Consider the following 20,209-nt stretch of genomic DNA (forward strand, 5'->3'; position numbering starts at 1 on the left):
CCCCTCAGGCAGTGACGGCCAGGGCTGCGATGGACAGTCCGCCCGCGGCCAGAGCGCACAGAAAGCCCTGCCACGCAAGGGTCTTCACCTCGATGCGTATGCCGCGTGCGCGGCACCGCTGCGCCCACAGCAGGGTGGCCAGTGAGGCCCACGGAGTCACGAGCGGGCCGACGTTGACCCCCACGAGCAACGCCATGAGGCGCTGCGGTGCGTCGGCCGTCACGGACTCCAGCGCGGCATACGCAGGCAGGTTGTTGACGATGTTGGCGCCGACGGCTCCGACTGCGCCCACCTGCGCGAGCGCCCACGGCGAGGTACCGGAGCCGGCGACGCCCGCCAGCACGTCGCGCAGGCCGTGGGCCAGAGCGACGTCGATGACGACGAAGAGCACGGTCACGCCCACGGCCATCCGCCACGGGATCGCGATGTGCGGCAACAGCCCCGGCGACCGCAGCCCCACCGCCACGAGCAGCACCACCGCAGCCACGACCGACACCCAGGCCGGTGACAGGCCGACCGCGAAGAGCGGGCCGACCGCGAGGCAGACGGCACCGGCGATGCGCAGCAGCACCGGGTCGTGCGGCTCGGCCGGCGCCTCGGTCGTGTAACGGCCGTGCAGCTGGCCCCGGTGCAGCAGGTAGAGCACGACGACGGTGCCGACCACCGCCGCGGACGCCGGGGCAGCCGCCAGCCGGACGTAGTCGCCGTGGGACTGGCCGAGCGCGGAGAAATGGTGCAGCGAAAGGAGGTTCGTGAGGTTCGAGACCGGCAGGAGCAGCGATGCCGTGTTGGCCAGCCACAGGGTTGTCATCGCGAACGGGACGGGGGAGATGCCGAGCTGGGCGGCGATGGCCAACCCGACGGGGGTCAGCAGCACGGCCGTGGTGTCGAGCGACAGGAACACGGTGCAGACGACGGCGAGCGCCACGAAGAGCAGCCACAGCACGATGGTGCGGTGCCGTCCCGCGCGCGCGGTCCAGTGACCGGCGACGTCGAAAACCCCTGCGGCGTCGGCGATCTCGGCCACGACCGTGATCGCGACGAAGAAGACGAGGACCGGGCCGATGCGGGCGACCAGGTCGGCGACGTCGGTGGTCACGTCGCGTCCGTCATCGCGCGGTCGCCTCGAGCACCCAGGGCCGACCGGCGCGGGCGGGCTGGGTGAGCTGCACCTCGAACCGGTCCGCGAGCAGGTCCGGCAGGGCCGTCGGGCGCCGCGGGTCCTTGCCCACCTCGCACAGGGCTCGTGCCACCAGCCCCCTGGTGTGCTTGGCCATGTGGGTCGCTCCAGGGACGTTGACCCGCACCCATCGGCCGGCGACCTCACCGCTGGGAGTCCACGCCGCGGCATACGTGCTCGACCGACAGTCGACGACCAGCCCACGTCCCGCAGCCTCGGGGAGCACCCGCTCCAGCTGGGGCTTCCACACGCCGGCCAAGGGTCCGACTGTCGGGAGGTTGACCCCCATGGAGAGGCGGTAGGGCGTGATGGAGTCGGTCGGCCGCACGGCGCCGTAGAGCGCGGAGACGACGACCAGCCACCGGTTCGCGCGTCGCCGGGCGGCGGTGTCGAGGGTCGCGTAGGACAGGGCGTCGTAGAGCACGCCCGAGTAGACCCGGGACGCGGGCAGCGACGGCGCAGTGTGCAGGGCCAGGTTGCGGGCTATCTCCGCGGTGAGGCCCGGGCTGACACCGAGCGCCTCGGCTGCGTCGGGGCGGGCGCTCACCTGCGCGAGGGCGTCCGCCACACGCTGCCGCGTCGGTGCCAGCTCGGGGAAGGACAGGCGTTCGTGGTCGACCGCCCGACCACGGCTCCGGCCGGTCTTGGACTCCGACGGGGGCAGCAGGATCAGCACGCGCAGATCCTAGGTGGGAGGTCGGTTCCGCCGCTCAGCGGTCTCGGCTGGATAGGTTGGTCGTATGCCGTTGCGCAAGATCACCGTCCAGCCCGCCCCCGTGCCGAGCCCCGTGCTCACCTCGACCGAGGTGCCCATCAGCGACGAGCTCAAGGCCCGGTTCGACGCGATCCGAGCCGAGTTCAAGGTGCCCACCGAGTTCCCGGCCGAAGTCCTGGCCGAGGCGGAAAAGGTGGCCCAGGCACCCCAGCTGCCGGAACGGGACGAGACGTCGATCCCCTTCCTCACCATCGACCCGGAGGGGTCGATGGACCTCGACCAGGCGCTGCACATCGAGCGCGACGGCGAGGGCTACCGCGTGCGTTATGCCATCGCCGACGTGCCGGCGTTCGTCCAGGCCGGGGGTGCGGTCGACACCGAGACACGCAAGCGCGGCCAGACGATCTACGCCCCGGACGGGCGCGCGCCGTTGCACCCGCCCGTGCTGAGCGAGGGGGCCGCGAGCCTGCTGCCGGGTGAGGTCCGGCCGGCGTTCGTGTGGGACATGCGGCTGTCCGCCGACGGCGAGGGCTATGACAAGCAGGTCTACCGGGCGCGGGTGAAGAGCACCGACCGGCTCGACTACGTCGGCGTGCAGAAGGCGATTGACGACGGGTCCGCCGACGAGCGGCTCATGCTGCTCAAGGAGGTCGGGCTCAAGCGGATCGAGTTCGAGCGCCGCCGCGGTGGCGCGAGCCTGCCGATGCCCGAGCAGGAGGTCAACCAGGACGACAAGGGGCAGTACCGCCTCGGGTTCCGGCCGCCGTTGGAGGTCGAGGACTGGAACGCCCAGATCTCCCTCATGACCGGCATGGCCGCCGCCGAGATGATGATCGAGGCCAAGGTCGGCATCCTGCGCACGATGCCCGCACCGGACCCGAACGCCGTGGGCCGTTTCCGGCAGGCGAGCCGGGCGCTCGGCATCGAGTGGCAGAAGGGCACGCCGTACGGCGAGTTCCTGCGCACCCTGGACCGCACCAACCCCAAGCACCTCGCGCTCATCCACGAGGCCACGTCGCTGTTCCGCGGCGCCGGCTACACGCCCATGGACGGCGAGGTTCCTGCCGAGCGCGAACATGCCGCCGTCGCCTACCCCTACGCCCACGTGACCGCGCCGCTGCGCCGGCTCGTGGACCGGTTCGGGCTCGCGATCTGTGCGGCGCTGTCCGCCAAGGAGGAGGTGCCGACGTGGGCCCGTGAGGCGCTCCCGTCGCTGCCGGAGATCATGGCCTGCAGCGACAAGGTCGCCAGCGGCGTCGAGCGCGCCTGCGCCGACGCCGTCGAGGCCGCGGCGCTGGGTGGGCGCGTCGGCGAGGAGTTCCGCGCCATGGTCGTGGACCAGAAGGACCGCGAGAAGGACAAGGTGGTCATCCAGATCGACGACCCGGCGGTGCTGGCCAGTGCGACCGGCCAGGCCGAGCTCGGCACCTGGGTGAAGGTCAAGCTGGTCGAGGCCACGGTGTCGACTGGGGTGGTGCGGTTCGAGGTCGTGGGTCCGGCCTGAGCCGAGACGTGGGACGAGAGGATGACGGCATGACTTCGTCGCCGGGCGCGTTGATGCGGGCCGAGATCGAGGAACAGCCGGCCGCCCTCCAGCGCCTGCTCGACGCGCGCGGCGACATCGCCGCGATCGCCGAGGAGGTACGGCGGCGCGACATCCGGTTCGTCCTCCTCGCCGCTCGCGGCAGCAGCGACCACGCGGCGCTCTACGCGAAGTACCTCATCGAGACCGTCCTCGGGCTGCCGTGCGGGCTGGCCTCGATGTCGAGCATCACGGCATACCGCACCGGTCAGTCGTATGCCGGTGTGCTGTGGGTCGCGGTCAGCCAGTCGGGCGGTTCACCCGACCTGCGCGAGGCGACGCGGGTGGCCCGCGACTCCGGGGCACTGACCCTCGCCGTGACCAACGACCCCCGCTCGCCGCTAGCCGCCGAGACCGAGCTGCACCTCGACATCCGGGCCGGGGTCGAGCGCTCGGTCGCCGCGACCAAGACCTACACGAACGAGCTGCTCGCCCTCTGGCTGTTCGTCGACGCGCTCGCCGGCCGTGACGGGTCGGCCGTCGCGGGTGTGCCGGACGCTGTGGCCCGGGCGGTCCGCGACAGCGACGTGGAGGAGGTGGTGAGCCGCTACCGGTTCGCCGAGCGCCTCGTCACCGTCGGACGCGGCTTCTCCTACCCGACGGCACGCGAGGGTGCGCTGAAGCTGATGGAGACGTGCCACCTCGCGGCGTCGGCGTTCTCCGGCGCCGACCTCTTGCACGGGCCGGTCGCCCACGTCGACGGCGCGACACCGGTCATGGTCATCGGGCCCGGGGGAGCGGGCAGCCAGCTCCTGCGCCCGGTCGTCGACGCGCTCGTCGAGCGCGGCGCCGACGTCACCCTCGTGCGGGGGTCGGCCGACGACCTTCCCGGGTATGCCGTGCAGGTGCCCGACGTGCCGGAGGAGCTCACGCCGTTGGTCCAGATCGTGCCGCTGCAGCTCATCGCCCTCGAGTTGGCGCTCTCCAAGGGCCTCGACCCGGACCGGCCCAGCGGCCTGTCGAAGGTCACCAAGACGCTCTGACCTCCGCCGGTCGAGGTAATCCGCGAGCACGGTGGGGTACCCGACTACCTCGACCCGCGGCATACCTGGCATATCAGTCGGCGGACTCCCACGGTGGCTCGTCCTCCATCTTCGCGTAGTACCTGGCGAGGTGTCCGCGGACGCGCGGCAGCTCGTCATCGGGGATGTCGACACCACCCCGCGCGCCCTGGACGACACCGGCCGCGGCCATGACCGCACGCGGGACGGCCGCGAGACGTCCGTCGACGACGTCGGCGATCAGGAGCTTGTATGCCGTGAAGTTGTCCTCGTTGTCGGCGTCGTACCAGACGTGCGCCTCCCGGTACCGTGCGGTCGGCTGGTCGTCGGCGTCCGCCCACTTGCGGACGTGGCGATCGGCGGCGTCGCCGTCCCATTCGCGGTCTCGGTCCGCAAGTGGCAGGTCCTGGAACTTGGTGACAGTCATCTGTGCTCCTCTCGTTCCCGTCGTCAGTGGGCGCTACCCGGCTTGGCGCGTGCGAAACACGGGCAGACCCGGCTCCCGTACACTCGAGGTGGATGAGTCGGTCAGGCGGTCGCGTCGGTGGGCAACCACCGCCGAGGAACGTCCGGGCTCCGAAGGGCACGGTGGTGGCCAACAGCCACCCGGGGTGACCCGCGGGACAGTGCCACAGAGAACAGACCGCCGTGCGACCTCGGTCGCGCGGCAAGGGTGAAACGGTGGTGTAAGAGACCACCAGCGGCCTGGGTGACCAGGTCGGCTAGGTAAACCCCACCCGGAGCAAGTCCAGACAGTGTGCGTTCGAGGGCGGCCCGCCCGAGCACACGGGTAGGACGCTGGAGGCAGCCGGCAACGGCTGTCGTAGATGGATGACCGTCGCCGCGTCACTGGTAACGGTGGCGCGGAACAGAACCCGGCGTATCGACCGACTCATCCACCTCGCTGAGCGCAGGTAGGTCTCGAAGGTTCTTGTCCGAGATCCCTAGTCCCTTCGTTTATGACGTATGGGCATTTGGTCGCTTCGTCATCAATTTCGCCCCTGGTGTCATACATTGACCCAGAACAGTCCGCGGGCAGTCAGCCTTTGGCGGCAGTCTGAACCGAGCAGGAGCTCGATATGAGCGTGGCACCCAGGCCCCTGAGTGGAGCCCGAAGGGAGCATATGGCTCAGCGCGTCGCGCATGAGTTGGAGAGGGTGGGCGGGCCTGCAAGCCACTGGGCGACACCGCCTGGGTATCCAAACAGTCTGGCGCTATGCATCATCGACTCGATTCAGTCGATCGGCGTACGCTACTCAGCCGCAGCCAAAGTGGTGTCGAGGTACAGGGCGCTTCGTGGTGCCCTCGCGGAGACAGATGGGCCGGCGGACCTTTTGGACACGTTTCGAGAAGTCGGCGGGGTCGAGAGATGGGCGGTTGCCGTTGGCACTCGCCAGCGCGCATGGGCTCGGGCAGACGCTCCGCTGAAGGCGGAAGTGATCAGAGTTATTGCCAGCGATCTCATGGACGTCGGGGTTCTCAACGCGAGCAGCTTTAGAAGTCGATACGTCGACAGTGCCGTGAAATATCGGTGGCTCAATGCCCCGGGTCAGCGCTCGGGCATTTCGTGGCGCTACGCCGCATTGTTATCCGGAGTGGAGACGGTTAAGCCCGATCGAATGGTGCGCCGATTCTTCTCTAACGTGGGAATCGATACGGCCAGCGACGATCAACTCGTAGATCTCGTGGCGCGGGCAGCCCAGATCTTGAATATCACCACCCGCACGTGCGATCACGCAGTGTGGCAGGTCGGTTCCGGACGAACGCCGCGCACTGAAAGTCAGGTCGAGTGACTGATGTTGCCAACGATCAAGGTTGCCGACATCTCCGTCGGCTGGTTTGCGGATGGATGGCTATACAAGGGGCCCTGGCCGAATGGGGTACCCGTAGCGTCGTTCACTTCTGACGGCGCCCTCGTGGCAAACAACCTTGCACAACGCTGCTTGGGTGCCCTCACTGAGAATGGCTCGATATGGATCACCGTTGAAGGGCGACCGACTGTGGTGGGTCGGGTTCAGCGGCTCGATGAGATGGAAACCGACCTGGCGGTCGCAGTACGAAATGACGGGGCGGCCATTTGCGAGGCGCGTTGCGAAGATCCTACTCGCGCCGCAGCTGCGTGGGCGATCTACCAAGCTGTGCCCAGTGACCGGGCGGTGGGTCGCATCACGACGGTGGCGCCCAACCTCGGGGCGCTGTCCGCAAGCAGTGGCATAGGGGAGGACGGCTCTTGGCGGGGCTCCTGCACGGGGGACCTGCAACCGTCCGAATCCGGCACCAGTGCGGTGAGTACACCTTCGTACGACGTCGTGACCCTGGCCAGTCTCGTGTCGAATCGCCAAGCAGCGACTTTCGCGAAGCCTCGGCCCCGCGATGCGAAGCGGCTGCGAGTTGGTGACGTCGTGGAAGTCAACCGATTCGCGACGCATGGCCGAGGCGTTCTTCGGGAGATCAGTCGGGATCCGCTGCGCGGCGGCGGCACCCGGCTGTTTCCTGCCTTCTGGGTCGAACTCGACGACGGGACGGCGGATTGGTTTGGCCGTGGGAGCCTGTGGTTCGTCTCACGCCGGCGCGGGAAACTCCTGTGATCGGGTCAGATCGGCAGGTGTCAGCGTAGTTAGCCCGTCGAAGCATCGGCGGAATAGCGCGGTCGAGGCGCTTGGTGGGTTCGGAGCAGGAGCATGAAGCTGAGCTGTCGACCATGATTGTCGGCCGCGGGCTGTGCGCACACTGCTCAGGCGGTCAGCAGGCCGATGCCGAGTGAGGTGAGACCGGCCGCGAGCAGCGCCGCCCCGGCGAAGACCAGGACGATGAGCTTGTTGGGGGAGGTGCGCCCGGGGCCCATCGAGGAGAAGAAGAACCCGCCGGGCATCAGCAGCGCAGCGACCGGCACACCCGAGCGTGAAAGCCAGTCCCAGAGGCCGGTCTGAGTCGTCGCGTCGGCGAACAGCTGGCAGACCAGCCCGAGGACCAGCAGCGTCCCGGCGTGGGCGTGACCGGCCCGTGCGAACTTCTCCTGGAACGGCGTGACCTCCGCTTTGCCGCGGACGATCTTGAGCAGGTAGAGGCCGCCGGTCTCGACCGTGACCAGCGACAGCAGCAGGATCCCCGCGAGGATGCGGGACTCGTCGGACAGCATCGGGACCACCTCGGCTATTTGGAGAGTTGACTCACCAATAGTGGATAGTTGGCTCTCCAAATGTCAAGATGTCCGCATGTGGTTGTCCGAGCTCGCGAGCCGCGGCGGAGTGTCCGTCGCCACCGCCAAGTACTACCTGCGTGAGGGCCTCGTCCCGCCCGGGGAGGCGGTGGGGGCGACGCGCGCCCGGTACGACCAGTCGCACGTCGACCGACTGCGTCTCGTGCGCGCCCTCGTCGACGTGGCCGGACTCAGCCTCGACCAGGTGCGCGACGTCCTCGCCGCCATGGCCGCCGAACGCTCTCCAGCGGCCGCCATCGGTGCCGCCCACTACCGCCTGTCGCCGCCGCCGCCGACCGAGCCGAGCGCGGCCGCGCTGGACCGGGTGCGTGCCCTCGTCGCCGACCGGGGCTGGCAGGTCGACGACGACTCGCCCCACCTCGTCGCCGTCGCCAGCGCCCTCGACGCCATGGAGGCGGCCGGGCAGCCGCTCGCCGACACGGGGTTGGAGACGTATGCCGCGTCGGCGGGCGAGGTGGCCAAGGTCGACCTCGAGGCGATGGTCGCCTCCGCCGGACCAGCCGGGGAGGACGCCGCGACGTATGCCGTGCTGGGGACGCTGCTGACCGAGCCGGTGCTCGTCGGGCTGCGCCGGATGGCGCAGGAGCACCAGGCCCGCGCCCGGCTCGGCTGAGCGGCGAGAGCCGGCCACGCGGCATACCGTGTCCTCATGCGGATCACCCATCTCGGACACGCCAGCCTGCTCGTCGAGGTCGCCGACCGGCGCATCCTCATCGACCCCGGTGTCTGGTCGCCGGAAGCCCACTCCCAGCGCGACCTCAGCGCCATCCTCGTCACGCACCAGCACCCCGATCACCTCGACCAGGACCTGCTGCCCGAGCTGATGTCGGCCAACCCGGAGGTGCGGGTCATCACCGACCCGGAGACGGCAGAGCTGTTGCAGGAGAAGGGAATCGACGTCACCGCCCTGGCTGGCGACGACTCTGTCCGGCTCGGTGAGGTGACCGTCACAGGCGTCGGCAAGATGCACGCCCTGATCAACGAGGACATCCCGCGCATCCACAACACCGGCATGCGGATCAGCGCCGACGGCGAGCCCACGCTCTTCCACACCGGTGACGCCCTCGACGGTGACCCCGGCGACATCGACATCGTCGCGTTCGCCCTGAACGCGCCCTGGGCCGCCAGCCGCGACATGACCGGGTTCCTGCGCGACCTCGCCGCCCCGATCGCCATCCCGGTGCACGACGCGCTCCTCAGCGAGACGGGGCGCGGGCTCTACCTCGACCAGGCCCGCGGCCTGGGCAGCCAGGACACCGAGATCCGCGACCTCTCGGACGGCCAGCCGCAGGAGTTCACCGCGAGGTGAGTTCCCGCCATACGGAACGCGATTTGGTCGGTTAGGTAAGGCTCACCTACCCTCGCCACATGGCAAAGGGCAAGAGCGGCACGAAGGCCACCAAGGCCAAGAAGAAGTGCTGCAAGGACAAGCCGCGGTGCGCGAAGTGCCCGGTCGTCCTCATGCGCCTGGAGCGGATGGGCTACGCCGAGCGCGACGGCAAGAACTCGCGCGAGTACGAGGTGGCCAAGAACGTCCCGAAGAAGGTCATGCTCGTCGCCCGGCAGAGGTAGCGTCTGACCCATGCCGACGGTCGACCCCGCCCTGTCGTTGCGCGGGCTGACCAAGCGGTTCGGTGACACGATCGCCGTCGACCCGCTCGACCTCGACGTTCCTCGTGGCTCCTTCTACGGCCTGGTCGGTCCCAACGGCGCCGGAAAGACCACGACCCTGTCGATGGCCACCGGACTGCTGCGCCCGGACGCCGGCACAGCGGCCGTCCTCGGTGTCGACGTCTGGCGCGACCCGGTGGCGGCGAAGGCGCGAATCGGGTTGCTGCCAGACGGATTGCGCCTCTTCGACCGCCTCACCGGTGAGCAGCTCGTGACGTATGCCGGGTTGTTGCGTGGCATGGACCGTCGCCTCGTCGCGGAGCGCACCGCCGAGCTGCTCGCGACCCTCGGCCTCACGGATGCCCGGGACAAGCTCGTCATCGACTACTCCGCCGGCATGACCAAGAAGGTCACGCTCGCGTGCGCCCTCATCCACGGACCGCGGCTGCTGGTCCTCGACGAGCCGTTCGAGGCCGTCGACCCGGTGTCGGCGCGCACCATCCGTGGCATCCTGCACGGCTTCGTCGAGGCCGGCGGCACGGTGGTGCTCTCCAGCCACGTCATGGACCTCGTCGAACGCATCTGCACCGACGTCGCGATCATCGCTGCGGGACGCGTGCGGGCAGCGGGGACGGTCGACGAGGTGCGCGGAGCGGGCAGCCTCGAGGACCGCTTCCTCGACCTCGTGGGTGCCCCCGCCGACGTGGAGGGGCTCGCGTGGTTGCGCACCTCATCCGACTGAAGCTCGTCCTCCTGCGCAACAGCCTGCGCCGGGGCGCCGCGGCCATCGTCGGCATGGTCGTCGGCGTGCTCTACGGGGGCGGACTCGTCCTCACGGCGTTTGCCGGACTGGTGGCCCTGCGCGCCACGGGGGAGGTGGAGCAGCTACGGCTCGCCGTCGTGACCGGCGGGGTGGTGCTCACGCTCGGGTGGACGGTGCTGCCGCTGTTCTTCTTCGGTGCCGACCCCACGCTCGACCCCGGCCGGTTCGCGACCTTTGCCGTGCCCGAGCGCGCGCTCGCGTCGGGGCTGCTGCTCAGTGGCTTCGTCGGGCTGCCCGGGCTGGCCACGGTGGTCGTCGGGCTGGGTCTGTTCGTCGCCTCGACCGCCACGGTGGGGTCCACGCTGGTGGCCCTGGCCGCCGTGCCGCTGGGGCTGCTCGGGTGCGTCCTGCTCAGCCGCATCGTCACGGCCCTTGCGGCGTCGGTGCTCGGCAGCCGAAGGGGGCGCGACGTCGCAGGGTTCGGGGCGCTCGCCCTCCTCGTCCTGCTGGGTCCGACCATCGCCCTTGCCTCGGGCGGAGGGGTGACCGCGCAGGTGCTGACCCGGGTCGTCGACATCGCGGCGTGGACGCCGCTGGGCTGGGCGTGGGCTGCGCCGGCGCACGTCGCCGAAGGTCGCTGGACCACCGGGCTCGCCTGCCTGCTGCTGGCGGCGGTCTGGGTGCTGGTCCTGTTCCTTGGCTGGGAGCGCGTGCTCTCCTCCGTGCTGCGCAACCCGCGGACGGTCTCGAGCCAGTCGGGCAGCGCTCGCGGCCTCGGGTTGTTCGCCCGGCTGCCGGCTACGCCGATGGGAGCGATTGCGGCCCGCGCGGGCACCTACTGGCTGCGCGACCCGCGGCTGAACGTTCCTGCCCTCACCACGATGCTGTTGCCCGCGGCGTTGCTGCTGCCGGCCATCACGGAGGACTCGGTGCTCGCGCTCGTCGGGATGCCGGTCGTCTGCGGATACCTGCTCGGATGGAGCCAGCACAACGATGTCGGCTACGACTCCACGGCCTTCTGGATGCATGTGAGCAGCGGGGTCGACGGCGTGAGCGACCGGCTCGGCCGGCTATTCCCCTCGGCGGTCATGGCCGCGGTGGCGCTCCCGGTGTATGCCGTGCTCGGACCCGTGCTGGGTTCGCCGTGGTCCCTGCTCCCGGCGAGCCTTGGGGTGGCGATCGCGTTTCTGCTCAACGGTTTTGGAGTCGCCTGTGTCACGAGTGCGGTGAAGCAGTATGCCGTACCGGCGCCGGGCGAGAACCCGTTCACGAGCCGCCCGGGGTCGGCCGGCCTCACGCTCGGCGTGCAGGCGGTCTGCGGAGCGGCGGTGACGGCGCTGACCGTTCCGGCGCTGGTGCTCGGCGTGCTCGCGTGGTTCGGGCACGACTGGGCGGCGTGGGCGGCGCTCGTCGTCGGACCGGGTCTGGGTGCCGTCGTGCTCGTGGTGGGGGTCCGGCTCGGGGCCGACCTGTTCGCCCGCCGCCAGGCGGTGCTCCTGCAGGACCTCGTGTCGATGCGCTGACGACGTCGGCGTGGCTACTTGTTGGCCGCCAGGTGGGCTGCGCCGATGATGCCTGCCTTGTTCTCGAGCTTGGCGGGGACGATGGGGGTGCGGATCTTGAGCAGGGGCAGGAACTGCTCGTGGTCCTTGGACACGCCACCGCCGACGACGAAGAGGTCGGGCCACAGGAGGTTCTCCAGGAAGCTGTAGTAGCGCTGGAGCCGCTTGGCCCACTCGGGATAGGAAAGGCCCTCCTTGTCCTTGACCGACGAGGCGGCCTTGGTCTCGGCGTCGTGGCCGTCGATCTCGAGGTGGCCGAGCTCGGAGTTGGGCACCAGCTCGCCGTTGTAGATGAGTGCTGACCCGATGCCGGTGCCGAGGGTGGTCATGATGACCAGGCCCTTCTGCCCCTTGGCCGCGCCGTAGTGGATCTCGGCCACACCGGCGGCGTCGGCGTCGTTGACCAGCACGATGTCGTGGCCGAGCTTGGCCTCGAAGATCGTCTCGCCCTCGGCGTCGATCCACGACTTGTCGATGTTGGCCGCGGTGCGCACCACGCCGTGGGTGACGACGCTCGGCATGGTGACGCCGATGGGGGAGTCGCCCCGCACTTCCTCGAAGTGGTCGCAGATCTGGTCGATCACGGCCGCGACCGCCTCGGGGGTCGACGGGACGGGCGTGTCGATCCGCATCCGCTTGGCCGCGAAGGCGCCCTCCTTGAGGTCGACAGGAGCGCCCTTGATGCCGCTGCCGCCGACGTCGATGCCGAGGGGGAGTCCGTGCTTGGCCATGGTGTGCGCCTCCTGGTGCGTCAGGGCAGGGTGAGGATCTCGTTGCCGTCGTTGGTGATCAGGATCGTGTGCTCGAACTGTGCCGACCTGCGCCGGTCCTTGGTCACGACCGTCCAGCCGTCGTCCCACAGCTCCCAGTCCGGCGTGCCCAGGTTGAGCATCGGCTCGATGGTGAAGGTCATGCCGGGCTCGATGATGGTGTCGTATGCCGGCGCGGCGTCGTAGTGGGGTATCACCAGTCCGCTGTGGAAGGCGCGGCCGATGCCGTGTCCCGTGTAGTCGCGGACCACGCCGTAGCCGAATCTGCGCGCGTAGCTCTCGATGACGCGGCCGATGACGTTGATGGCGCGGCCGGGCTGCGCGGCCTTGATGCCGCGCATCATCGCCTCGTGGGTGCGTTCGACGAGCAGGCGCGACTCCTCGTCGACTTCGCCGCACAGGTAGGTCGCGTCGGTGTCGCCGTGGACCCCCCCGATGTAGGCGGTGATGTCGATGTTGACGATGTCGCCGTCCTCCAGCACCCGGCTGTCGGGGATGCCGTGGCAGATGACCTCGTTGACGCTGGTGCACAACGACTTCGGGAACCCGCGGTAGCCGAGTGTCGACGGGTAGGCGCCGTGGTCGAGGAGGAACTCGTGGCCGACCCGGTCGACCTCGTCGGTCGTGACGCCGGGGGCGATGACGGCGGCCGCGGCTGCCATGGCCTGTGCCGCAAGGCGACCCGCGACCCGCATCTTCTCGATCGTCTCGGCGTCCTTGACGTCGCTCGCGTCGAGGTCACGTCGTGGGGCGGGCCGGTCGACGTACTCGGGGCGCTCGATCGAGGCCGGCACGGGGCGACGCGGCGACACCTCCCCGGGTGCGACGCTTGCGTAGGTCAGCGGCATACGGTGGAGTCTAGAGAGATCACCACTTCCGTCGAGTTGGAGGGCAACCCCGCCATGGCTTTCTGGTTCAACGTCAACAGCGGTCAGGTCGAGTCGGACGACAACAAGAGCCAGGGGGCCGACCTCATGGGGCCCTATGACAGCGAGGCCGAGGCCGCGAACGCCCTGCAGAGCGCGCGCGAGCGCACCGAGCAGTGGGACGCGGAGGACCGCGAGTGGGAAGAGGGCAAGTCCGAGGACTGAGCAAGCCCCGAGGACTGACCTCGCTCAGTCGTTGAGGCGGTGCACGGCGACGACGTAACCGTCGCCGTCGTGGTAGGGAGCCTTGTCCCACGTGGAGTAGTGCCGCAGGACCGAGAGGCCGGCTATGGTGCACGCCGCGTCGTACTCGGCGAGCGTCGTCGCGGGTACGCCGTCGGGCAGGTGGGCGGCGTCGAGGCCGAAGCCGGAGACGACGAGCGCGCCCGGCTGCAGGTGCGCGGCGATGCGTTTCATCACGGCCACGAGGGTGCCGGGCGCGACCAGTGGCACGACGTTGCCGGCGAGGACCGCGAGCTCGAAGGCCTGCCCGCGCAGCTCGAGCCGGGAGAGGTCCTGACGGACCCATCGGGTGTAGGGGTCGCGCTGCTGGGCGACCGCGATCATGTCGGCGTCGGAGTCGACGCCGATGGCGTGGTAGCCGATCGCGGTGAGCTGGGTGGCGACCCGGCCGGTGCCGCAGCCGGCGTCGAGGACCCGCACGGGCGGCGGGCTCGGTGGAAGGAGCGCCTCGACGAAGGTGGCCTCGCCGTGGATGTCGACACCGCGCGCGGCGAGGTCGTCGAAACGCTGTTGGTATGCCGTGGCGGCGGCGAGTCCGCCACTCACCTCCGACCACCGGGTGCGTGGCTCCGGGGGGAGCGTCTCACTCATGCGACCAGCCTAGATTCGGTTGTGGCGGAACGGAACCCGTTACTCGGCGAAGCTCTGCTCGGGCGCCGGGAAGGCGCCGGAGGCGACGTCCGCGGCATACGCCTTGGCAGCGTCGCCGAGGGTGCCGCGCAGGTCGGCGTACTTCTTGACGAAGCGCGGCGCCTTGCCGCCACGCAGGCCCGCCATGTCCTGCCAGACGAGCACCTGGGCATCGCATTCTGGGCCCGCGCCGATGCCGATCGTGGGGATGGACAGCACCTCGGTGACACGTGCGGCCAGGGGAGCGGGAACCATCTCCATCACGACGGCGAAGCACCCGGCGCGCTCGAGGGCGAGGGCGTCCTCCACGAGCCGGTCGGCCTTGTCGCCGCGGCCCTGGACGCGGTAGCCGCCGAGGACGTGCTCGCTCTGCGGCGTGAAGCCGATGTGGCCCATGACGGGGATGCCGGCGCGCACGAGCAGCTCGACCTCGGGCACCATCGCGGCACCGCCCTCGAGCTTGACCGCGTGGGCCATGCCCTCCTTCATGAAGCGGGTGGCGGTGGCCAGCGCCTGTTGCGGGCTGGCCTGGTAGGAGCCGAACGGGAGGTCCGCGACGACCATGGCGTGCTTCGCGGCGGAGGTGACGGCGCGCACGAGCGGCACGAGGTGGTCGACGGTGACGGGCACGGTCGTCTCGAAGCCGTAGACGTTGTTGCCGGCCGAGTCGCCGACGAGCAGGACGGGGATGCCGGCCTCGTCGAAGATCTCCGCGGCATACATGTCGTATGCCGTGAGCATCGCCCACTTCTCGCCCTTCTCCTTCATCGCCTGCAGGTGCGGGATGCGGATGCGCCGCTGGGGCGCCGCCTGGGCCCCGGTGCCATAGGGCGCGGTGGTCTCGGAAGCGGGGGGCGTCGTCGGCTCTGAGGACATGCCGGCAATCCTAGGGCTCGGGCAAGTGGATGCCATGTGCAACCAAACTGGGGCAAGCCGCCGGAACCGGCTCATCTTGAGTGACCGATCGGTCGGAAATTTACGAACTCCTTAACCGCGCAGCCTTGGTGAGCCCCGACCCGAGTGTTTGGCTCGCCCTTGGTGTGCCGAGCTCCGGCCACCACGGTGAGAACAAAACTGGAGGATTCGTGAAGAGACGTCATGTGAGCGTTCTCTCGGGCGTGGCCGTCGCGGCCGTCGCCATGAGCCTGGCCTCGGGCCCCGCGCAGGCAGAGTCCGCGCCGGCCCCGGCCAAGGAGCCCGGACACAAGAACCGGTCCGACAACCTGCCCAACCCGCTGGCCGAGCGTCAGGCCGCGCTGCAGCAGGAGGCCGTCGCCAAGCTCGTCAAGGGCGAGGCGAAGGTGACCCAGCGTGGCAAGAGCCGGGTCATCGAGATGAAGGGCAAGGGCGGCAAGAGCAAGTACGCCTGGTACCCCGTCGAGCGCGAGGAGTCGATCTTCACGATCCTCACCGACTTCGGCACCCAGACCAAGGAGCCGCAGGGCGGCACGCCGGGTCCGGTGCACAACAACATCCCGCAGCCCGACCGCAAGTGGGACGGCAACAGCACCGACGACAACTCGACGTACTGGGCGAGCGACTTCAACCGTCAGCACTACCAGGACATGATGTTCGGCAGCGGCAACTCGTTCAAGGACTTCTACCAGAAGCAGTCCAACGGCAAGTTCCTCGCCAAGGGCGACGTCTCCGACTGGGTCCAGGTGCCGTACAACGAGGCGCGCTACGGCCACAACCCGGCCACCGACGAGGACGGCAACGTCATCGACGGCACCAGCGAGGCCGAGGGCTACTGGAACTACATCAAGGACACCGCGACCGCCTGGTACAACGACCAGAAGGCCAAGGGCAAGACCGACGCCGAGATCAAGGCCTACCTGGCGCAGTTCGACAAGGTCGACCGTTACGACTACGACCAGGACGGCGACTACAACGAGCCCGACGGCTACATCGACCACTTCCAGGCGATCAACGCCGGTGAGGGCGAGGAGGCCGGTGGCGGCAAGGAGGGCGAGGACGCCATCTGGTCGCACCGCTGGTACGCCTTCTCCACCAACGCCGGGCGCACCGGCCCGGAGCAGAACAAGCTCGGCGGCGTGCCGCTTGGCGACTCCGGCATCTGGATCGGTGACTACACGACCGAGCCGGAGAACGGTGGCCTCGGTGTCTTCACCCACGAGTTCGGCCACGACCTCGGTCTGCCGGACTACTACGACACGACCAAGGGTGGTGACAACGGCACCGGCTTCTGGACGCTGATGTCGGGTGGTTCCTGGCTCAACGACGGCACCGACTCCATCGGCACCGAGCCCGGCTACATGGGCCCCCGTGAGAAGCTCCAGCTCGGCTGGCTCGACTACACGGTCGCCACCAAGTCGGGGCGCTACAACCTCGGCCCGGCCGACCGTGCGGCGACCGACAAGACGCAGGCGATCGTGGTGCCGCTCAAGGACAAGCAGGTCACGTCGAGCTACAACAAGCCGCACTCGGGCACCAACGAGTGGTGGAGTGGCACGGACGACAGCCTGACGGCGACGCTCACCCGCACGGTGGACCTCACCGGCAAGACCAGCGCGTCGATGTCGGCGTGGGCCTGGTACGGCGCCGAGAAGGACTACGACTACTGGTACGTCGAGGCTTCCAAGGACGGCGGCAGCACGTGGTCCGAGCTGGCCAAGTACACCGGCGACGTCAAGTCGTGGAACCAGCTGACCTGGGACCTCTCGGCCTACGCCGGCGCGCCGGTGCAGGTGCGCTTCCGCTATGCCAGTGACGGTGGTGTCAACCACGAGGGCCTGTTCCTCGACGACTTCGCCGTCACCGCTGACGGTGCCAGCGTCTTCACTGACGACGTCGAGAGCGGCGACAACGGCTGGGCGGCCCGCGAGTTCACCCGCATGACCGGGACCACCTCACAGGCCTACCCGAACTACTACATCCTCGAGAACCGCGTGTACTCCGGGTACGACAAGTACCTGCGGTCCGGCCCGTACAACTTCGGCTGGGTCGAGACCAAGCCGAACTGGGTGGAGCGGTTCCCGTACCAGAACGGCATGCTCGTGTGGTACGTCGACGAGTCGCAGAAGGACAACAACACCAACCCGGTCGGCGGGCACCCGGGCAGCGGCCAGTCCCTGCCCGTGGACGCCCGTCCGACCCCGGTGCGGTTCTACGACGGCACGCTGCTGGGCAACCGGCGCCAGCCGTTCGATGCGACCTTCGGTCGGGAGAAGACCGACGCGGTGACCTTCCACAAGGACGGCATCGCGACGGTCGTGCCGAAGCAGGCGGCGATCCCGACCTTCGACGACGCCTACCCGACCAAGTACTGGACGGCCGACAACCCGAAGAACTCGGTGAAGGTCGCCGGGTCGGGTATGAAGGCCACCGTGGTCAAGTCCACGGGCATGCTCGGCGAGAAGATGGTCATCGACATCACCGCCCCCAGGCGGTGACGACCTGATCTGTCCTGACTGACCAGGGACGCACGAGGGCCCCGGAGCAATGACGCTCCGGGGCCCTTGTGGTGTCCGGGCGGCTACTTCTTCGGAGCCACCTGGACATTGAGGTGGCCACCGTTGCCCTTGCCCTTGACCGTCACCGTGGTGCCGGTCTTCGGGACGTCGACGCTGTACCACCCGGGCTGGTAGCGCCCTGCGTGCGAGCCCGTGCAGGCGTCGGCGTCGCAGTTGTACCACCAGGTCTTGGTGTCATCGAAGGTCGGGACGGCGGGCTTGGACGCGATCGTCGCGGGCACGCCTTCCTTGTGCAGGGTGATCGCGTCGGTCGGCTCGGTCCCGAAGGTCGAGTCGTACGACAGGATCCGGTTGCGCATCAGCGTGCCGTCCTTCCAGTGGCTGAACTGGGGGTGCGCGTCCACCGGGAGGATGAGGCCCTGGCCCGGGTGGTCACCGACGTTGTTGTCGGTCTGCGAGCTGTCCCAGTAGCTGATGAGCAGGCCGTTCTGGTACGGGTAGGTCTCGACCCAGTCCGGCCGGTTCGTCCCAAGGAAGCCGAAGTTGTACGCCGTGCGCAACGAGGTGTCGTACCCGTCGTACTGGCGGTTCTCCAGGACGTAGGCGTTGAAGAACTTCTGGTCCTCCGAGCCGTTGCTCTCGACGAAGCCGTCGAGGGTCCACGCGCTGTCAGCGACCGGTGTGCCGTCGACCGCGACCGCGTCGACCATGAAGCCGTCCCGGACCTCGGCCGGGTCGGTCTGGTAGCGGAAGCGGACCTGTGTGGTCCCAGCGGGCAAAGTGGCGGTCAGCGGAACCCAGGCGCCGTCAGTGGTGCCCGTTATGCCGGCGCCGGAGTCGTTGAAGCCACTCTGATTGTGGGCCCCATCGTGTCCTGGACGGTCCGAGCGGTTGGTCATGACCGGTGTCCAGGTCGTGCCGTTGGTCGAGGCCTCGAGGAACGCGTAGTCCCAGTCCTGCTCGATGTCGTAGCGCACCTGGGCGGTGAGGGCTGTGCCGCTGACCGACGCGGTCATCGAGGTGTTGAGGTCGTTGCCCCTGGTCGACCAGAAGAACGAGTCACCCTCGGCCGGTGGGCCGAGCTCCAGCGGGATCACCTTGTCCGGCAGCGTCACGAAGACCGCCTGCGGCGACTTCGTGGCAGGCACGTTCGGGCCGAGCTTGTGGTTGGACTTCTCACCGGCCCGCGCCACCTCGTAGAACGGCCCCTTGTCGCCTTGGGCGTTCAGCCAGCCCAGCTGGAACAGCTCCCAGACGCCCATGTCGGTCGGGTCGTCGCCGATGCCGTCGGGGCCGCCGTCACCGATGTTGGCGCCGGAGGACATGAGGGTCCAGAACGCGGTGTTGTTCTCCGCTCCGGTGGGGGTGTTGCCGGAGGTGTCGTAGAGGTCCGGCAGGCCGAGGTCGTGTGCATACTCGTGCGCGAACACGCCGAGGCCGCCGTTCTCGGGCTGGACGGTGTAGTCGCCGACCCACACGCCGGTCGGGTTGTTCGGCACCAGCGGGCTGGAGACGAACCCGGCGTTGCTGCCGACGTTGACACCCACCTGACCGTTCGGTCCGCCGGCCTGCAGGTTGGCGTACCACCGGTGGCTCCAGATGGCGTCCGTGCCCTGGTGCGGGTCACCCGCGGCTTCGTCGCCACCGGCGTGGACGACCTGGAAGTGGTCGATGAAGCCGTCCGGCTCGTTGAAGTTGCCGTCACCGTCGACGTCGTACCGGTCCTGCTGGTCGAACGTCTTGAGGTAGGCCGTGATCTGGGCCATCGTCTGGCCGCTCTTGAGCTGGTTGTCGACCCACATGGCGAGGGCGTCGCGCACCAGGGCCTTGCTCGAGGGGCAGGTGATCGAGCCGCAGTAGTTACGGCCGTAGAGCGCCTCGTTGAACGGCACCTTGACCCACTCGGTCACCGTGCCGTCGATCGAGTACCGGCCCGAGGACTGGGTCTCGTAGTACTTCTTCATCCGGTTGAAGTACATGTCCTGGTAGTGCGCCCGGTCGTAGTTGGGCTGCCACAGGGTCGAGTTGTCGACGGAGCGGTCCGGCTTCGGGATCTCGTTGTGCAGCGGGCCGGTCACGTCGGTCGTGCTGCCGTCCGGCGGCGGTCCCTGGAAGCGCGGATCGGGGTACTGGTTGTCACCGAACTCGACGAGGACGACGAAGATCTTGTCGGTTCCCTCGTTCTCGAGGTTGACGTACTGGCCCTTGCCGACCTTGACGGTCTTGCCCTGGGCAGCCTTGTCTCCCTTGAGCTTTCGCTCGAGGGCGACCTTCTTCTGGGCTTCCTTCTTCTGGGCGATCTTCAAGGGGTGGGCCGGGTTGTCGGACCCGCCCTTGACCTTCCCCTTGACCGGCGGTCGGTCGGTCGGTGGGGCCGCTCCAGCGGTGCCCGTGGTGGCGACGAACGCGCCGACCACGAGGGAGCTCGCGGCGATCAGGCTGTAGGCCCGGCGCCGTCGGGTGCGCACTGCATGTGTCATGAACCGTCCTCGTCTCGTGAACTTCCTCCAGGTTCGACTCGGCCGGCCGCGAGTCAGGTGCGGCTGACCGGGACATATCGAGTCAAAACCGC

Annotated in this window: 20 protein-coding genes and 1 other RNA gene; 12 read left to right on the forward strand and 9 right to left on the reverse strand. The window is 69.0% G+C overall.

All coding sequences use genetic code 11. The annotated features are described in order from the left end of the window. Positions 1-4: 4 nt before the first annotated feature. Together HJG52_RS01220 and HJG52_RS01225 are read right to left on the reverse strand one after the other, a co-directional pair. The gene (locus HJG52_RS01220) at positions 5-1,099 is read right to left on the reverse strand and encodes an SLC13 family permease (RefSeq protein ID WP_171241760.1); all 1,095 of its coding nucleotides are present in this window, start codon (positions 1,097-1,099) and stop codon (positions 5-7) included. Positions 1,100-1,109: 10 nt separating this feature from the next. After that, positions 1,110-1,856, reverse strand: coding sequence for a peroxide stress protein YaaA (locus tag HJG52_RS01225; RefSeq protein WP_171241761.1), 747 nt, complete (start codon positions 1,854-1,856; stop codon positions 1,110-1,112). A 64-nt stretch (positions 1,857-1,920) separates the two neighbouring features. Here HJG52_RS01225 and HJG52_RS01230 point away from each other — a divergent pair, with 64 nt between their 5' ends. Then, positions 1,921-3,399: an RNB domain-containing ribonuclease gene (locus HJG52_RS01230; protein WP_171241762.1), complete on the forward strand. Its 1,479-nt coding sequence runs from the start codon at positions 1,921-1,923 to the stop codon at positions 3,397-3,399. Between the two features lie 29 nt (positions 3,400-3,428). Beyond that, a complete protein-coding gene (locus tag HJG52_RS01235; RefSeq protein ID WP_171241763.1) occupies positions 3,429-4,460 on the forward strand; it encodes an SIS domain-containing protein in 1,032 nt (343 codons plus the stop codon). Positions 4,461-4,533: 73 nt separating this feature from the next. Here HJG52_RS01235 and HJG52_RS01240 read toward each other — a convergent pair whose 3' ends face one another. Beyond that, positions 4,534-4,905: a hypothetical protein gene (locus HJG52_RS01240; protein WP_171241764.1), complete on the reverse strand. Its 372-nt coding sequence runs from the start codon at positions 4,903-4,905 to the stop codon at positions 4,534-4,536. Positions 4,906-4,998: 93 nt separating this feature from the next. Here HJG52_RS01240 and rnpB point away from each other — a divergent pair. The 3 genes from rnpB to HJG52_RS01250 all read left to right on the forward strand — a co-directional run bounded on the left by rnpB (position 4,999) and on the right by HJG52_RS01250 (position 7,066). Next, an RNA gene (gene rnpB, locus HJG52_RS01245) (RNase P RNA component class A) lies at positions 4,999-5,377 on the forward strand. A gap of 225 nt (positions 5,378-5,602) precedes the next feature. Continuing rightward, complete coding sequence (locus HJG52_RS21960) at positions 5,603-6,271, forward strand: hypothetical protein (protein WP_488153908.1); 669 nt, start codon at positions 5,603-5,605, stop codon at positions 6,269-6,271. Positions 6,272-6,274: 3 nt separating this feature from the next. After that, complete coding sequence (locus tag HJG52_RS01250; RefSeq protein WP_171241765.1) at positions 6,275-7,066, forward strand: hypothetical protein; 792 nt, start codon at positions 6,275-6,277, stop codon at positions 7,064-7,066. 146 nt (positions 7,067-7,212) lie between these two features. On the opposite strand, the gene HJG52_RS01255 is transcribed toward HJG52_RS01250, so the two are convergent. Then, complete coding sequence (locus tag HJG52_RS01255; RefSeq protein WP_171241766.1) at positions 7,213-7,617, reverse strand: hypothetical protein; 405 nt, start codon at positions 7,615-7,617, stop codon at positions 7,213-7,215. Between the two features lie 76 nt (positions 7,618-7,693). On the opposite strand from HJG52_RS01255, the gene HJG52_RS01260 reads away from it, so the two are divergent. Genes HJG52_RS01260 through HJG52_RS01280 form a run of 5 tightly spaced genes read left to right on the forward strand, consistent with a single transcriptional unit; the run spans position 7,694 to position 11,595 of the window. Continuing rightward, a complete protein-coding gene (locus HJG52_RS01260; RefSeq protein WP_171241767.1) occupies positions 7,694-8,311 on the forward strand; it encodes a MerR family transcriptional regulator in 618 nt (205 codons plus the stop codon). 36 nt (positions 8,312-8,347) lie between these two features. Continuing rightward, complete coding sequence (locus HJG52_RS01265) at positions 8,348-9,007, forward strand: MBL fold metallo-hydrolase (RefSeq protein WP_171241768.1); 660 nt, start codon at positions 8,348-8,350, stop codon at positions 9,005-9,007. Positions 9,008-9,066: 59 nt separating this feature from the next. Next, positions 9,067-9,270 (forward strand): hypothetical protein, encoded by a 204-nt coding sequence (locus HJG52_RS01270; RefSeq protein ID WP_171241769.1) that lies wholly within the window; start codon positions 9,067-9,069, stop codon positions 9,268-9,270. Between the two features lie 10 nt (positions 9,271-9,280). After that, on the forward strand, positions 9,281-10,051 hold the full coding sequence (locus HJG52_RS01275; RefSeq protein WP_171241770.1) for an ABC transporter ATP-binding protein: 771 nt from the start codon (positions 9,281-9,283) through the stop codon (positions 10,049-10,051). Then, complete coding sequence (locus tag HJG52_RS01280; RefSeq protein ID WP_171241771.1) at positions 10,027-11,595, forward strand: hypothetical protein; 1,569 nt, start codon at positions 10,027-10,029, stop codon at positions 11,593-11,595. Before HJG52_RS01275 ends, HJG52_RS01280 begins: the two co-directional genes overlap by 25 nt. 14 nt (positions 11,596-11,609) lie before the next feature. Here HJG52_RS01280 and ppgK read toward each other — a convergent pair whose 3' ends face one another. Beyond that, positions 11,610-12,365 carry a polyphosphate--glucose phosphotransferase gene (ppgK, locus tag HJG52_RS01285; protein ID WP_171241772.1) on the reverse strand — a complete coding sequence of 252 codons (756 nt, stop codon included), beginning with the start codon at positions 12,363-12,365 and terminating at the stop codon, positions 11,610-11,612. A gap of 20 nt (positions 12,366-12,385) precedes the next feature. After that, positions 12,386-13,252 (reverse strand): type I methionyl aminopeptidase, encoded by an 867-nt coding sequence (gene map / locus HJG52_RS01290; RefSeq protein ID WP_171241773.1) that lies wholly within the window; start codon positions 13,250-13,252, stop codon positions 12,386-12,388. Between the two features lie 54 nt (positions 13,253-13,306). Between map and HJG52_RS01295 the strand changes: the two genes are divergently transcribed. Next, positions 13,307-13,495 (forward strand): methionine aminopeptidase, encoded by a 189-nt coding sequence (locus HJG52_RS01295; protein ID WP_171241774.1) that lies wholly within the window; start codon positions 13,307-13,309, stop codon positions 13,493-13,495. 24 nt (positions 13,496-13,519) lie between these two features. On the opposite strand, the gene HJG52_RS01300 is transcribed toward HJG52_RS01295, so the two are convergent. Together HJG52_RS01300 and panB are read right to left on the reverse strand one after the other, a co-directional pair. Then, positions 13,520-14,164, reverse strand: coding sequence for a class I SAM-dependent DNA methyltransferase (locus tag HJG52_RS01300; protein WP_171241775.1), 645 nt, complete (start codon positions 14,162-14,164; stop codon positions 13,520-13,522). A gap of 39 nt (positions 14,165-14,203) precedes the next feature. Continuing rightward, positions 14,204-15,079 carry a 3-methyl-2-oxobutanoate hydroxymethyltransferase gene (panB, locus tag HJG52_RS01305; protein ID WP_171241776.1) on the reverse strand — a complete coding sequence of 292 codons (876 nt, stop codon included), beginning with the start codon at positions 15,077-15,079 and terminating at the stop codon, positions 14,204-14,206. Between the two features lie 224 nt (positions 15,080-15,303). Here panB and HJG52_RS01310 point away from each other — a divergent pair, with 224 nt between their 5' ends. After that, complete coding sequence (locus HJG52_RS01310; protein ID WP_346767507.1) at positions 15,304-17,616, forward strand: immune inhibitor A domain-containing protein; 2,313 nt, start codon at positions 15,304-15,306, stop codon at positions 17,614-17,616. An 83-nt stretch (positions 17,617-17,699) separates the two neighbouring features. On the opposite strand, the gene HJG52_RS01315 is transcribed toward HJG52_RS01310, so the two are convergent. Beyond that, entirely contained in the window at positions 17,700-20,117 is a 2,418-nt protein-coding gene (locus HJG52_RS01315; protein ID WP_171241777.1) for an immune inhibitor A domain-containing protein, read from the reverse strand. Positions 20,118-20,209: the final 92 nt, after the last annotated feature.

This window comes from Knoellia koreensis, from assembly GCF_013041615.1.
In the GTDB taxonomy this organism is placed as follows: domain Bacteria; phylum Actinomycetota; class Actinomycetes; order Actinomycetales; family Dermatophilaceae; genus Pedococcus; species Pedococcus koreensis.

Excerpts from the sequence above, each read along its gene's own strand:
- HJG52_RS01270 (WP_171241769.1), top strand. The coding sequence starts at position 9,067 with ATGGCAAAGGGCAAGAGCGGCACGAAGGCCACCAAGGCCAAGAAGAAG.
- HJG52_RS01315 (WP_171241777.1), bottom strand. The coding sequence starts at position 20,117 with ATGACACATGCAGTGCGCACCCGACGGCGCCGGGCCTACAGCCTGATC.
- HJG52_RS01240 (WP_171241764.1), bottom strand. The coding sequence starts at position 4,905 with ATGACTGTCACCAAGTTCCAGGACCTGCCACTTGCGGACCGAGACCGC.
- HJG52_RS01230 (WP_171241762.1), top strand. The coding sequence starts at position 1,921 with ATGCCGTTGCGCAAGATCACCGTCCAGCCCGCCCCCGTGCCGAGCCCC.
- panB (WP_171241776.1), bottom strand. The coding sequence starts at position 15,079 with ATGTCCTCAGAGCCGACGACGCCCCCCGCTTCCGAGACCACCGCGCCC.
- HJG52_RS01255 (WP_171241766.1), bottom strand. The coding sequence starts at position 7,617 with ATGCTGTCCGACGAGTCCCGCATCCTCGCGGGGATCCTGCTGCTGTCG.
- ppgK (WP_171241772.1), bottom strand. The coding sequence starts at position 12,365 with ATGGCCAAGCACGGACTCCCCCTCGGCATCGACGTCGGCGGCAGCGGC.
- HJG52_RS01275 (WP_171241770.1), top strand. The coding sequence starts at position 9,281 with ATGCCGACGGTCGACCCCGCCCTGTCGTTGCGCGGGCTGACCAAGCGG.
- HJG52_RS21960 (WP_488153908.1), top strand. The coding sequence starts at position 5,603 with ATGGCTCAGCGCGTCGCGCATGAGTTGGAGAGGGTGGGCGGGCCTGCA.
- HJG52_RS01300 (WP_171241775.1), bottom strand. The coding sequence starts at position 14,164 with ATGAGTGAGACGCTCCCCCCGGAGCCACGCACCCGGTGGTCGGAGGTG.
- map (WP_171241773.1), bottom strand. The coding sequence starts at position 13,252 with ATGCCGCTGACCTACGCAAGCGTCGCACCCGGGGAGGTGTCGCCGCGT.
- HJG52_RS01260 (WP_171241767.1), top strand. The coding sequence starts at position 7,694 with ATGTGGTTGTCCGAGCTCGCGAGCCGCGGCGGAGTGTCCGTCGCCACC.
- HJG52_RS01250 (WP_171241765.1), top strand. The coding sequence starts at position 6,275 with ATGTTGCCAACGATCAAGGTTGCCGACATCTCCGTCGGCTGGTTTGCG.
- HJG52_RS01235 (WP_171241763.1), top strand. The coding sequence starts at position 3,429 with ATGACTTCGTCGCCGGGCGCGTTGATGCGGGCCGAGATCGAGGAACAG.
- HJG52_RS01265 (WP_171241768.1), top strand. The coding sequence starts at position 8,348 with ATGCGGATCACCCATCTCGGACACGCCAGCCTGCTCGTCGAGGTCGCC.
- HJG52_RS01295 (WP_171241774.1), top strand. The coding sequence starts at position 13,307 with ATGGCTTTCTGGTTCAACGTCAACAGCGGTCAGGTCGAGTCGGACGAC.